The sequence below is a fragment of the Shewanella litoralis genome, from assembly GCF_009828585.1.
Lineage (GTDB): Bacteria > Pseudomonadota > Gammaproteobacteria > Enterobacterales > Shewanellaceae > Shewanella > Shewanella litoralis.
The window spans coordinates 20,124-34,689 of the sequence record NZ_WSRZ01000016.1; the positions used below are offsets into that span (position 1 = coordinate 20,124).

Here is a 14,566-nt window from a genome sequence, read left to right on the forward strand (position 1 = left end):
GGCTTAACCTATATTTTTAATCGACCATTCAGGAACAGGGTTGTGGATTGCATCGTTGCGAATCATTTCAACAATAGATTTATCATATTTAGGGAGTATATATGTATCCCACATATACTGTTTCTCCTGAGTAGCTAAATTAAATTCATCTTGTTTAATTTCACCTAATGCTAAAAGGGTTTGGTAATAGTTTAAATAACTGAAATATTTTTTTATATCAAGCTGTGTAATAACAAGATTTTGACAACCAAGACAAGTCTCTGTCGCTGAGCTACAATATACTCCTACAGATTGATTCTTTTGAGGCGAGTTTAAAGGATCTTTACAATGATTTAATAGATTCTCTTGAGGTTTATCGATTTCAGCTGGTAATCGAGAGAATGGGTCATCATTATCTCCTTCCAATCCAAGTAACATAGCTTCTAGATGGAGTCCTCTTCGAGCCTTAAATATGGGGTCGTTAAGCTTTCTCAAGTAATCTGATGTAGTTTTTAACCTAGTATGCGCTAAGAGTGCTTGTAAGTATGTTAAATCCTCTGTACGAAGGTATTCTTGCCAAGCCATTGTAGGTCGAAATAAACTTGCTTGTAACGTAATGGGCTTGCTATCACTGGGGCGTTTTAGGTTAAGCTGCACTCCAAAATCGTAAATAGCTTGCTGAAATCTTTTTACTGTTATTACTCTGGGAACTTGATCAGAGCTAGCATTACTAATCCATAACGCTTGTTGTCCTTTAGGTCTATACGATTCAGTGATTTTTATTACTCGTTGAATTATTCTAATCGGCCAACTATCACTTCCTTTTATTAATGGGATTGTTTTATCCTTTTTGTTGGAACGGTACTTCTCCCACCGAATAAACATTCTATTAGAATCCAGAGGGTCTACTTCAAGGCAGTCTAATGTAAGTCTAGAGATAGTGCTTGGATTTAATCCAGTTCGAATAAGTAACATTAGGTAATAAGGGACTAAATCTGATGCAGAGACCCAAAGCTTAAGGTTGTTCTCATTATAGAATGCGGTTAACCAACCTGGTTGTCGGTGTCTGAAACCATGATAAAACAATGGGTACTTTTTAAGGGTATCGGCATCACTTAAAACCTGACATTGCATAATATTTTCCCAGTACCAAACCAGGTAATCTGTCTTTTGCCAAGGTGAATTATACTTAATTGGAGACGGTTTTCCTGCAAAATTATTTATGTAATAGTCAGTATCACTGACACTTTTATAGAATTTTTTTAGTGCTTTGGCGTAATAAGTTGTTCCATTAGATATCCCTTTCAAAAAAGATTGACCTCTAGGTATTTTATAGAGACTTTCGATATTTAATTTTTCACAGTGCAGTTCATTTACCCAAAACCAAATACAATAATCTTTGCTTGCCCATACGGAACGCTTTTTTTTATTTGTGATAACGGGTGCAACATCAGTAATAGGAGGTTCCTTTCCTAGCCATTGTGGTTTATATGTTGATTCAAGACGCTTCGATGTGATAACTAGTGATTGTTGTACAGCTGTTGATATTTCCCTTATTTCTTCCATATCGTATCCTTCATTACTTGAAGATAACCCACTACTTTTGGGGAACATATTTTCCGGAATTATAAATGTTGGAGAAATCGATTTATGCTTTTGCCATTGTTTAAAAATACTGCTTATAGAACGAAACAGACTTCCTGCTGTAGAGTATTTTAGGCCGGATTCGTTCTTTAGCCAAAGGCAAAAATTTATGAGGACCGTGCCATCGAGATCCGAAGGAGATGTAATATCATGCAAGGAGGCAAATTGGAGGAACTTTTGAAATTTCTCTATAACAGATATGCGTGTGAAATGCCCTTGAGAGTGTCTATTTTTGTACATAGCCCATGAAAAAAGGCTGATAATTTTTTTAGAGCCCAATTCGCACTTATTGTTAAGATTATAGGTATGTGGGTGACCAGTGTTTTTGCACTTTATGGTAAATTTTAAATCACGATATGCTCGAGCTTCATCAGCAGTGATTTTAGTAATTTGTACGTACTTAATTGTCACTAATAGAATCCTCTGTCACTATATCAATTTGACGTTGAAAAGCATTATATGAGCCAGAATAAGCTATTAAGGTGGCTATATGCACGTAGTATGTTCTAGTTGTTTCTTCACTTGCATGGCCAAGTAGTTTACTAAGACCAGTTAGATCGTGGTTAAGTAAATAATGATATGTCCCAAAAGTGTGTCTTAAAAGATGCGGGTGAGCTTTAACTCCAATGTGCTTACTGGTTTTTCTAAATAGTTTTTGAACCCAGTTAATGCTCAATGGTTGTCCATCTATGGTGATAAATAATGTAAGGCAATCTTTCGGATCTATGTGTGCAATAGCATCGATTTTTTTCTCTCTGTCTATGTCTACATACTCCCAAATTTGGTAAAGTAAATCATTAGGTATTAATATCACTCTTGCCTTTCCGCCTTTTCCAATAACTCTAGCTGGCGTAAATTTTCCTCGACTATTCACTTCTGGTAGATCACGAAGAGGAAAGTTACAGGCTTCAGATATTCTTAATCCTGTCTGGAGCATAAATGATGTCAACAATACATTTCTTTTTTTCACTAGCGCATTTCTTTTTCCTGAGATCTTTCCGACTGAAGAGACAAATCTTAAAGCATCCTCTAATAGCATGAACTTAATAGGTTCTGAAACAGCTTGAGAGTGATGCCCTTTAGATTGATATCGCTGACTCAAAGATAGTTTTAAACTTTGTATTTCCTGTGGATTAAGGTAAGGGGACAACCCCTTTTCATATGACCAAATAAGATAGCGGTAAGCACCAGCTACTCTAGAATTAATTGTATTCCAAGAAAGTCTTTCTCCATTATTTTTTGTGTATTCACATAATGTATCAATGTAAAAGTCGAATGTATCGTCTGTTATTGAACCAATGTTATTCAATGATGAATTAGCCCAAAGCAGAAATTCTTTAAGATGCTCAGCGTTTGTTTGTAAGCTCTTGGGCTTATTTTTTAAAGCTAATTGTCTCAGATACTGATTTACTTCGACACATGGTGAAGTGTCATTATTGAACATCTGTGGAATGTCACCCTTCAATCTTGCCAATTTTGAACGTTTTGACGTTGTGAAATTACAGTACACAATATTCATTTTATAATCTCTTTTTTACCATGTGTATCAGTAGACTAGCCAAAGACATACTGATTTTAACTGAATTAGATATAGTAGCTAATTTACCATTGTGTTACTTAATTCACCTCAATTGTATAGCATAGAAATCTTTATAAGTTAAATAAATGTAGTTTTTATATGGTCATTACTACAAGTTAGATGGAGTAAGGAATTGTAAAATTTAAACGTATATGTACATCAAGTGTAGGTACTACTAACGCGGCAGGCCGATAATAAATACTTTATTAGCCTGTTCATTTGCCAATGTAGGTTTATGCATAGCAGTTTGTGGCGTTGTCGATACTTCAGTCAGTTTAGATGTCATTTATTACAGCCGCATTGGGTTATTGAAAGGTAAACTTATTTATTAATCAGCCATATAAATTACGGGTTACACAATTTATGAGTAGTAACCTAACGTTACCATTTTGTCGGTAAATACTGAGTGTAATATAACGGCATTACGATATGTTCTTTCTCTAGAGCTGAAGATCCTTGTGTTCCGGTAAGCTTGAATGTTTTGCTTGGATTGCATTTTTCGATATATGACGTAAGAGATTTAGCGCGCGTACGTTTACCACTTTTGACTTCGATAGGGAAAATGGCGCCTGCATCATTAGTCACAATAAACTCTATTTCTGCTCGAGCATCATTCCAAGAGTAGCTAGGGTCAATACCTATAGCAGTCAGTTCTTGCTGAACAAAATTTTCGGCAATATACCCTTTGTACTCATAACTTTGCTGTTTTATTTCTTTATAACTATTGCCAAGCATATGGCTGAGTAACCCTATATCGAACATGAATAACTTAATCATATTGTCTTTTTTGTAAGCGGCAAGTGGTGATTTAGACGCCCCTTCAATCGGATAGTTAGCCAGTGCCAAGCGACAACGCAGTAACCAGTGAATCGCGTTTTCAAAATCGCTATAACGTGATTTACGTTGGTGGACGTTTTTGAATTTAAAGCGCTTAACCGACTCATCCATCACGATAGAGAGTTGTGCAGGGATGCTACTAAACACGGATTCAATCAAGGTCGCATCAACTTTACCTGCGTATTTACCAAAATCTCGTCGGTAACCTTCTACCAAGTCAGCATGTATTTTCGAAATCTTTGCAACACGTTCTAATATGCTGGCACCTTTATATTGATACCAAGCCGCCACGGCCTCTGGCATACCACCAGTAAAGAAATAATCAGTGAGTTTGTCCATCAGTATGTTGTGTGCGGTCGTCGAACTTGCTTGGGTGTCAAATGCCTTAATTAGCGCAGTTTCTTCAGAGGCATAAATAAATTCTTTGAACGTTAACGGACGTAAATAGTACTGCTCAACTTTGCCAACAGGGAAAGTATTTAATAAACCAATGTTTGATCCACTTGCCGCGACAAAGTAAGTCGGGGCTTTTTCGGAGAAATATTTGAGTGATGTGACAGCACGCTCACACTCGCCGATTTCGTCAAGAATAAGTAAGTCTGTTTCTGGGTTAAAGCTCTGGCCGGTGATCAGTTCAATGTTTGTTAATAACTCGTCAGGTGCGAGTGAGCTTTCAAATGCCTCTTTAAAAGCAGGATTTTCTAGAAAGTCGATACGAAGCGTATTGGCGAATGTTTTACCAAACAGTATTTGCAGGAGAAACGTTTTACCCGTTTGGCGAGCACCATCAATCAGTAATGGCTTACGCTCCGGTTGGTTTTTCCACGTCATTAATGAATTGAGTAAAGTACGTTTCATAAAGCCTCTAACCGGCGGTAATCAATGTTAGTGGTCATTATAAACATAAAATCACGTGCAAAACACACTTTTGTGCGCGTAAAAGTGCGTGTTAACTACACTTTTACGCGCATAAAAGTGTGTTTTGGTTGCTGGGGCGAGGCTGTAAGTGACGTAATAAGTCGTCGACTTTATCAACAATCGCTAAAGTCAGCCGCGGCTATCGTCACCCGACATTTAGCCCAGTTTGTGGTGTTGTTGATATGAATGCTGCCGTCATCCCTTTAATCGTGCTGGGCAATAAAGGGAATAATTTGTCAGCCTAAGTGTTATTAACTTGCTATCGCTTCGGGGTTGTTCTGTCGGTAAATGATTATACCGAAATGGCTGTTTAACGTGTTATTGAGGTGACTAGTAGGATCCATGGGGCAATTAATCATGTTATTCGCCTCATATTGTGAGGCGAATAAATTGCTATTTTCAACAAATTGAGTGCTTAAATTAAACTGGAGTTGCGGGCTTGGTAGCAAGAACTCTTTTAAGCCGGTCATAAGCATATGCATACTTATCTGGAGGCATCTTAGTTAAGTTTTGCTGCTTCCAAAGTATGGCGGGTAATTGTTCAACTCCGGAAAGTCCAAGCAATGACCAGTTGGGTGATCGGTTTTTGAACGACAATAAAAATGCTCGCTCTTCTTGTGTTAGCGAGATGTTTATTATTTTCACTAACTGTTCCCGTGCAGCCTCAAGCGCTAAAACATCGTTTTAACCATCGCGCAATTTAAATCTAAAGGTGGGATATTAATCCTATTTTTCTGTTTAATACGGTAATATAATCCCATTTATTGCTCGTGATAGTTGTTTAAATGGTTGGGTTCGACTATATTCCCATTAATGGTTGAATAGTGGGAATACAGTCCCTTTGGTTGGTGATATGGCTAAGCGTGATTTACACAATGTGCTGTTTCCAAAGCAGCGAAAAATTCTTTCTCATTTTGGCGAAGACCTATTACTAGCCATGAAGCGACGTGGTTTTACGAAAAAGCTACTGTGTGAACGAACTGGCTTTGATCACAAAACCGTGAACAAAGTCTTCGCTGGTGATCCGGGTGTTGCCATAGGCACTTACTTGAAAGTCATGGCGGTACTTGGCATGGATAGCAACTTTGCAGACATGGCCGCTCACGACGAAGTCGGTATCAAGCTGCAAAACATAAAATTGCTGGAAGGTTCAAGATGAGCCGTGAAATCGTCGAAGTTTATGCCGACTGGCAGCCAATTAAAGCGCCACTGTTAATAGGACAGCTTGCTTACAACGACTCAAGCCGGGGTGGCGTGTTTAGTTTTACCTACGATAAAGCGTTTCTAACTTCAGCTTATCGCTTGCAAATAGACCCAATGCTTGAGCTTCACTCAGGTGATCTCTATAACGACAAAGTCGATAAAAACTTCCGTGCATTTCTTGATTCATCTCCCGATCGATGGGGGCGTATTTTAATGCAACGACGTGCGGCTATTGAAGCACACAAAGGCATTCGTGCAACAAGTCAATTAAACGAGTTGGATTACCTGCTGGGCGTACATGACTCTTACCGAATGGGAGGGATCAGATTTAAGCGAGCAGGTTTTGATGCTTTATTAGCCTCCCCTTTTTTGGATAACAATGCCGAATTTGCAGCACCACCCATGGCGTCACTACGTGAACTAGAGTACGCCGCCATCCAGATTGAAAAAGACGATAATATCGACAGTGACGAGTACTACCGTTGGTTGATGATGCTGATTTCTCCAGGCTCATCACTAGGTGGTGCAAGGCCCAAGGCTTGTGTGACAGATGAGCAAGGCCACTTGTGGATTGCCAAGTTTCCCAATTTAAACGATACCCACGATGTGGGAGCGTGGGAGATGGTCTGTTATGAATTGGCTTTGGCGGCAGGTGTTGACATGTTCCCAAGTGAAATTAAGCAGTTTTCGTCACAGCATCATACCTTTTTAACAAAACGCTTTGACCGGAAGGGTGAACAGCGGCTGCATTTTTCATCGGCCATGACACAGCTTCAATACTATGATGGTGAACAATCTCAGGGTGCCAGCTACTTAGAAATTGCTGAGTTTCTTTCTACTCAAGGTGCACAAACAGAAGCGGATTTAGCACAGTTATGGCGTCGTATCGTGTTTAATATTGCGGTCTCCAACACAGATGATCACCTGCGTAACCATGGGTTTTTATTGACAAAGAATGGCTGGAAGTTATCACCGGCTTATGACTTAAATCCGATAGTGGGTAAGCACGGCCTGCATCTCAATATTACCGATGCAGACAACGCTTTAGACTACCAATTAGCCTTTGACGTAAAAGACTTCTTCCGGCTTTCTCAAACCCAAGCCACGCAAATTTACGACGAAGTGTTAAATGCGGTTAAGCAATGGCAAGCCGTTGCCAAGCGCCTAGGGATCAGCCGAGCAGAGCAAGCCATGAAAGAATCGGCGTTTAACGTTTAATGATTAATGCGTAAGTGAAACTATCTCTTTATTTCAACTGGATAAAGCCGTTATCGATTCGGCCTCATTCTCTGCCTCGTACTTCATTGTTGTAACTGTAGTGGCAGAAGTACAAGGTGTGTTGGTGTTGTGAATTCGATAGCTGTTACCGTACTCAATTGATAAATATTAAATTTTAGATAGTCCATGCAACAATATTGTTATGGTATATTTTTATCTTCCTTACTTTTAAAGGCTTATCCGACATGGAACAAGTTGGTATATATGAAAAGCTCATTACTCAACTGATAGATAAAAGCATAGATCGTGATGTTTTCTATTTAGGGGAAAGGCCACTTGAGAGTGCTGAGGCGAGTGTCTGGCTATCTAGGTTTTTAACAAACATAATTGAGTATGCTATTGAAGCCGTCCCTAAAGGCGATAATCAATTAGTAAACCAAATTAATCTTGCTAACAAATTAGTACTTTGGTTAAGAGATCATGTTCAAGATGAGCAATTGATATCTGAAAACTTGCTTGATAGTAAAGGCCGTATTCTGACGGCGCTATTTGAAAAGAAAAACCCGATATCAACTGACTTTCCTGAATTTACGAAGGCCATTTATCCGCTGACAGGATTAAGTCAAAGCGAGTTGTTTTGTGGCAGTAACGCGGGTATTTCTTTAGACACTGAGCTTAAGCGTGAGATCCGCTCAGCGGATAAAATTTATTGGTTAGTGTCTTTTATTAAATGGGCCGGTATTCGAATTTTTAAAAATGAGCTGGAAGAGTTCACTCGAAGCGGCAAAACCCTGCGGATAATCACGACATCTTATATGGGCGCGACAGATGCTAAAGCTGTGGAGTTTTTAGCAAGCCTTCCAAATACAGAAGTTAAATTGAGTTACAACACTAAGCGCGAACGTCTGCATGCCAAATCCTACTTATTTCTACGTGAAACAGGATTTCACACTGGATATATTGGCTCATCTAATTTGTCGCATTCTGCGCTGACGAGTGGCCTTGAGTGGAATTTAAAAATAACCACTCAAGAAATTCCCCACATTATAGATAAATCTCTCAATACCTTTGAATCATATTGGCAATCGAGTGAATTTGAATTATTTGATGGCAATATTGAAGCTAAAAACAAACTTCATGAGGCGTTAAGAGAAGCTAAGGGTGGATTTAGCGATAACAGTGCATTTCATTTTGATATAAAGCCCTTTGCACATCAGCGAGAAATTCTTGAGCAGTTAAATGTTGAACGTCAATTACACCAGCGGTTTAGAAATCTCGTTGTAGCAGCAACGGGGACCGGTAAAACCCTAATATCAGCGTTTGATTTTACCCGCTTTTATAAACAATATCCTGAAGCTAATTTTTTATTCGTGGCTCATCGGCAGGAGATACTTAAACAAGCTTTGTCTGCGTATCGTGGTGTATTGAAGAATAACCAATTTGGTGAATTGTGGGTTGCCGAGCACAAGCCGAATAGCTACCGTCATTTGTTTGCTTCGGTACAAAGCTTGAATCTGCAATTGGACAATTTACCACTTAGCGCTGATTTTTATGATTATATTGTGATAGATGAAGTGCATCATATTGCGGCTAGTAGCTATCGTGGATTGCTAGCACATTTTTGTCCTAATATTTTATTAGGGTTAACTGCTACGCCGGAGCGCCATGATGGGCAAAATATACTAGATGACTTTTGTGGAGTCATTGCTGCGGAAATTCGTTTACCCGAAGCCATTAATCAGCGCTATTTATGTCCTTTCCAATACTTTGCTATCGATGATGATACCGATCTTCGCAAAATTAAATGGCATCAAGGGCGATATGATATCGCAGAGCTAAGTCATCTTTATACTCATAATGAGCAAAGAGTGAAGCGCATTATTCGCAGCTTGAACGATACAGTCACTGATATTCGTCAGATCAAAGCCCTGGCGTTTTGTGTTAGCAAAGAACATGCAGAATACATGACGAAGAAGTTTGTCTTAGCCGGTATTAGTGCAGATGTGCTTACGAGTGATAACAGTCATGAGAGGCAACACAAACGCCAAAGTTTAATTAGCGGTCATGTGAATATATTATGCGTGGTGGATATTTTTAATGAAGGTGTCGATATTCCTGAAGTCGATACTTTATTGTTTTTACGTCCAACCGAAAGCTTAACTATTTTTTTGCAGCAGTTAGGACGTGGATTGCGTTTAACCGATGATAAACAGTGCTGTACCGTATTGGATTTTGTGGGTAATTCTCGTGATGAATATGACTTTTCACAAAAGTTTCGCGCGCTTGTTGGTAAAACTAATCAGTCTATTACAGATGAGATAACGAGTGATTTTCCTCATTTGCCTTTAGGTTGCCGAATTGAGTTAGAAGAACAGGCTCAGGCAATGATTTTGCGAAACATTAGCCGTGCCACCATGAATGCGAGCAGGTTGCGGCAGTTGATTAATAATTTTGAGCATCAAACAACACTAACCTTAAACTTGGCTAATTTTTTACGCTTTCATCCCAACGTACAGTTAGAAGATATTTATAAGCTAAAAATGAGTTGGTTAGAACTCGTTGAGAGCGCAAGTAAAAATCAAATTAATGAGCCACATGTAGATATGAGCATAGCTAAAGCCTACTATCGTGCGATAAATTATCACTTGCTCGGCTGCAATTCTATTTCATATTTACAGTTTTTAACGCAGCTCATTATCGACAATTTTAGCTTTGATGATACGAATACAATTCAGTGCCAATTTGCATTAATGTGCCATTATAATTTCTGGGATAAATCGGGCTCCGAGCTAGGCTTTACTAGCCTAAAGCAAAGCTTAGCCGCCTTGAGGCATACACAATTACAAGCTGAACTGCTTGATGTCATATCGTTACTTTTTAAGCGTATACATCATAATGAACTTGAAATGCAGATCCCAGCAATTCCATCTTTGAAAGTGCATTCTAGATATACCCGAGAGCAAATACTCGCCGCCTGTGGCGCAAGCGTTTTTAGCAAGAAATCGACAGCTCGTGAAGGTGTTCTAGTCCTTAAGGCGCTTAATGTTGAACTACTATTTGTTACCTTGAAAAAATCTGTTAAACAATTTTCACCGACTACTATGTATCATGATTACGCGATTAATGAATCGCTATTTCATTGGCAATCTCAAAATAGTGCAAGACCAGAGTATGGCAGAGGTTTGGGCTATATCGAGCACGAAAAAATGGGACGAAAATTGATTTTGTTTGTACGAGAACAAGCTAAAGATGAAAACGGCCGTACCATGGGATTTGTTAATTTTGGTTTTGTGAAATATATAAAACATTCAGGGTCACAACCGATGAATATTACATGGCAACTTGATGAGCCGATGCCCGATTTTATGTGGCATGAGACTGCCAAGTTAGCTATCGGGTAGCCAACCATATTGGCATAGGCAACTGTTGAAAACAGGATGTTTTCGTCAAGCCCCCATGGATGGGTTTACGGCGTGTTGCAGAGGACGATATGGTGGGCGAACCAACAAATAAACCTGCTGATATCGAAGTCACCAATCTTGACGCTTTAGGCCTTTCACAATGATTAAAAACAATAATGGCAGCCAATGTGGCTGCCATTTTATTGATGCTAGTGACTTTTTCTAATCACTTCACTAGCGGTTTACCGCTTTGTTCTTAGGCCAAAACTCAAAGCCAAATATAAGTTGAGATTAATTAATCGCCATTGAAATAAAGTAACCCACAACAGTTGCAGTGATTACACCAATAAACCCAGGAATAATAAAGCTGTGATTGAGCACGTATTTACCAATGTGTGTGGTACCGGTTCTATCAAAGCTAATTGCCGCTAAGTCACTTGGGTAGAATGGGAAGAAGAAATAAGCATAACACGCTGGCAGTACACCAATTAATACTGGTGCTGGGATGCCGAGTGAATATCCTAAAGGCAACATAATGGTTAATACCGCCGCCTGACTTTTTAAGAATATAGATGACACAAACATCGCGATAGCAAATGTCCATGGGTACACGCTGACAATGTCGCTCACCGCGCTGACTAAATAGCTCTTGTGGTGTTCGATAATAGTGTCACTCATCCAGGCAATACCAAAAATGATGATGACCGCGGTCATACCGGCAGTAAATACATTACTGGTAACAATCTTTTTGGGCGATACATTGGTGGCGAGTAATATGACACCACCAACAGACAGCATCATAAACTGAATCGCGACCGACATTTTTACGCCAGCAGGCAGTATTTGCTTACTAAACATGGCGACCACAATCACCGCAAGAATACCCAGTAAAAATACCATTAAGCCTTTTTTAGCCGTTGATTGTGCCGCTGGGGTTTCAGCATCGTCATCTTGTGGGTCGATTAACGACTCACGGAAATCTTTATCTGCTAAGCGTGCTTGGAACTCGGTGTCTTTGTCTAAATCTTTACCGCGCTTTAAGCTCCAGGTACAGGCGACAAGTAAACCGCTTAAGGTTGCAGGAATGGTCACCATAAGCACATCGATTAAGCTGATATCAAGGTTATTATCAACCGCTGTTGCCAATACAACCGCAGCAGCTGCGGCAATTGGGCTGGCGGTAATGCCCATTTGCGAGGCGACAGTTGCCATCGCTAATGGGCGTTCAGGACGAATGCCTTTTTTATAGGCTACATCGTAAATAACAGGTAGAAGTGGGTAAACCGAATGGCCAGTACCAACCAATACGGTTAAAGAGTATGTACATAAAGGGCCTAAAAACACGATATGTTCAGGATGTTTACGCAGTATTTTTTCAGCAAACTTCACTAACAGATTTAAGCCGCCAGTTGCCTCAAGTGTTGCCGAGGCTGCCACTACCGCCAGAATAATTAACATCACGCTGATAGGTGGGGAACCAGGCGCGATACCAAACACGAATGCCAGCACTGATACACCTAAACCACCGAGTAAACCAAACGCGATACCGCCATGGCGGATACCAATAAATATCACCGCTAGTAACAGCAGCATGTGTATATAAAACATCGTGTGTTCTCCCCATATAGGAATTATGTAGGTTGTTATTATTTTTAGCCTTTTGAAGGTATCTCACAACGAATTTGCGGTTAGTGACTTAATTCAAGCTATTGAATTGCCAAGTTGAAAAATGTGTAAAACGTGAACAAGGTTGCATACTGATTTAAGTGCAGCGCAGATCTTGTAAGGCAGGGGAAAGGTGTTTTGCAATACTCAGGGTTAATTATTGGCAGGCGTTAAGCAACATCTTACCGATGGCTTTGTCGTTACAAGCCACTAATTGCCAGCGCTGACAATTGTTGAACTTGCTGTAATGCTTAATGGCATCGATAAACGCGGGTATAAAAGTAAACTTGCCTGGTGTGTGGCTCGGTAAAACTGGCAATGTCGCCTTGTTCGCACATTTGCGCCAAGGTTTTGGTCAGTAGTGGTTTAAGGCCTTTACGCAGGTACTGAATTTGCTGCAAATTGCCAAAGCCATGAGCCACTAAATAACGCTTAATTAAATGCTGAGCAAACTCGCAGTCGCTGGGCACTGTGGTATCTATATGGCTTGGTAACACGCGCTCGGTTAAATCGTAAACCTTTTGAAACTTATCACGCCTAGCCACCATTAACTCGCCTTGAATAAACAATTGTTCAAGCGCTTTTTTAGCGGGTTTCCAATCCCACCAGGCGCCATTTTTAACGTCGGCGTCGTGCTTAAATTGACTGGCGTTGAGTGGCCCTTCGTCCGTAATACGTGCTTTTACTTCGCGCATGACTTTGTGTTCAGGCTCAAACCAATGTTTGTCGCCTTGTTGTAATTGCTGCTTGCGATACAAGCTAAACCGATAATCTTCAATGGGTAGGTATGCCGCTGCATGGGACCAAGATTCAAACACACTTTTGTCGCCCATGGCCTGATCTAACATGCTGGTGGCGTAGTGTGGCAACCTACTATGCAATACATGATGATGCGCGCGTTCAACCACATTAATAGAGTCTATTTGCACATAACTTAATTGCTGCAATAGCGCTGGCAATGACTCAAAAGGCTGCAGCAAACCTTGTTGCTGCATACTTAACTGTAACCATTGTGTGGCTGAGTAAGGGTTGGTCATTAAGAGCCTTTATTGAATGCGGTAAGCGAGTTAAAACACGGTGATAGGCCATTGTAGGCCAACTTTTATAGCAGAGTACACCAGCGGCTGATTATAAGATTGCTGGATGTTGGTAGTAAGAGTTAATCATTGTGTGAGTTGTTCTTACGCGCTATGGCGTGTAAAGCTGGATTGTTTACACATTATAATAGTTCAGTACTGGCTGAAATAACCTAGGAAAAAACAAACATTAAGCCCAGCAAATGCTGGGCTTAATGTTAATGCGTTCAGGTTGAGAATCTATTCTACGTTTTGGATCTGAATGTTGTAACTTTAAAAAATATGATATAAAACATTGAGATATCTTTATTTTTATTGTTTTATTGAGTGTTACTCGCCAAATTACCCACCGTTTAGGTTTGCTTTATATTTATTGACATTGCATTTTGATAGCGGGTTTGAAGTTCAAATATTGTTTTAAGATCATACTCATTATTAACTATTGCGCGTTGTTGAATAGTTTCAAAAAAGTAGCTTAGTGTTTCTTGAACTTTTTCTAATGAATTATTCACTCTATCTAGTTCGCAAGTTAGCTCATTGATCTGTAGTTGTTTATTATTTGATTTTAGAGTTAAAACGCTTATTCTTTTGTCTTCTTGGATGTTTTTTCTTCTTTCATTATCTATATGCTTCTGTTCCTGAATCTTCATTAGATCTTGTATTGTCCCATCGAGAATCATTTCTATGAACTGGCTTCTAGAAAATTCATACATTTTGCGTTCGGTATCTAGATGCTTTAGTAAACTAGGTTCTAATGTCACATTCAGCATTTTCTTTCTATTTTCGCCTTTTCTTGTTTGGCGAGTCCGATAAGCTTTTTTCATTTTGTCTGCAAAAGTAAACCAACTTTGGGAGTTCTTTGGTAATCCTGACTTCAGCAAAAAACTAATAAGCCCATTAATATGGACATATTTATACCCATCATATCCTTGCTTTCTTATGTAATTATTTAGCCATGTGATTTCACTTGGTGTATTTGAGTCTAGAAAATAAAACAAAGATTTGAGGTCCTGAGGAGATAAAATATTTTCCATAATTTGATATGA

8 protein-coding genes and 1 pseudogene are annotated in these 14,566 nt (G+C 39.5%); 3 read left to right on the forward strand and 6 right to left on the reverse strand.

The window, feature by feature from the left end; genetic code table 11:
- Positions 1-3 precede the first annotated feature (3 nt).
- The 3 genes from GQA99_RS20595 to GQA99_RS13415 form a co-directional block, all read right to left on the reverse strand.
- Positions 4-2,034, reverse strand: a complete 2,031-nt coding sequence (locus GQA99_RS20595) for a site-specific integrase (RefSeq protein WP_170293544.1) — start codon at positions 2,032-2,034, stop codon at positions 4-6.
- Positions 2,024-3,142 (reverse strand): tyrosine-type recombinase/integrase, encoded by a 1,119-nt coding sequence (locus GQA99_RS13410; RefSeq protein WP_160054395.1) that lies wholly within the window; start codon positions 3,140-3,142, stop codon positions 2,024-2,026. Before GQA99_RS13410 ends, GQA99_RS20595 begins: the two co-directional genes overlap by 11 nt.
- Positions 3,143-3,583: 441 nt before the next feature.
- Positions 3,584-4,897 (reverse strand): ATP-binding protein, encoded by a 1,314-nt coding sequence (locus GQA99_RS13415; RefSeq protein WP_160054396.1) that lies wholly within the window; start codon positions 4,895-4,897, stop codon positions 3,584-3,586.
- Positions 4,898-5,810: 913 nt separating this feature from the next.
- On the opposite strand from GQA99_RS13415, the gene GQA99_RS13420 reads away from it, so the two are divergent.
- The 3 genes from GQA99_RS13420 (at position 5,811) to GQA99_RS13430 (ending at position 10,779) form a co-directional block, all read left to right on the forward strand.
- A complete protein-coding gene (locus tag GQA99_RS13420; RefSeq protein ID WP_160054397.1) occupies positions 5,811-6,116 on the forward strand; it encodes a helix-turn-helix domain-containing protein in 306 nt (101 codons plus the stop codon).
- Positions 6,113-7,378 (forward strand): type II toxin-antitoxin system HipA family toxin, encoded by a 1,266-nt coding sequence (locus GQA99_RS13425; RefSeq protein ID WP_160054398.1) that lies wholly within the window; start codon positions 6,113-6,115, stop codon positions 7,376-7,378. Before GQA99_RS13420 ends, GQA99_RS13425 begins: the two co-directional genes overlap by 4 nt.
- A 245-nt stretch (positions 7,379-7,623) precedes the next feature.
- Positions 7,624-10,779 (forward strand): DUF3427 domain-containing protein, encoded by a 3,156-nt coding sequence (locus tag GQA99_RS13430; RefSeq protein ID WP_160054399.1) that lies wholly within the window; start codon positions 7,624-7,626, stop codon positions 10,777-10,779.
- 291 nt (positions 10,780-11,070) lie between these two features.
- Here the strand turns inward: GQA99_RS13430 and GQA99_RS13435 are convergent, their stop codons facing one another.
- The 3 genes and pseudogenes from GQA99_RS13435 to GQA99_RS13445 form a co-directional block, all read right to left on the reverse strand.
- Entirely contained in the window at positions 11,071-12,387 is a 1,317-nt protein-coding gene (locus tag GQA99_RS13435; protein WP_160054400.1) for an anaerobic C4-dicarboxylate transporter, read from the reverse strand.
- Positions 12,388-12,698: 311 nt separating this feature from the next.
- Positions 12,699-13,481 (reverse strand): annotated as a pseudogene (locus GQA99_RS13440) (DNA glycosylase AlkZ-like family protein); the annotation flags it as partial.
- 392 nt (positions 13,482-13,873) lie between these two features.
- Positions 13,874-14,554, reverse strand: coding sequence for a hypothetical protein (locus GQA99_RS13445; RefSeq protein WP_160054402.1), 681 nt, complete (start codon positions 14,552-14,554; stop codon positions 13,874-13,876).
- Between the last annotated feature and the right edge of the window lie 12 nt (positions 14,555-14,566).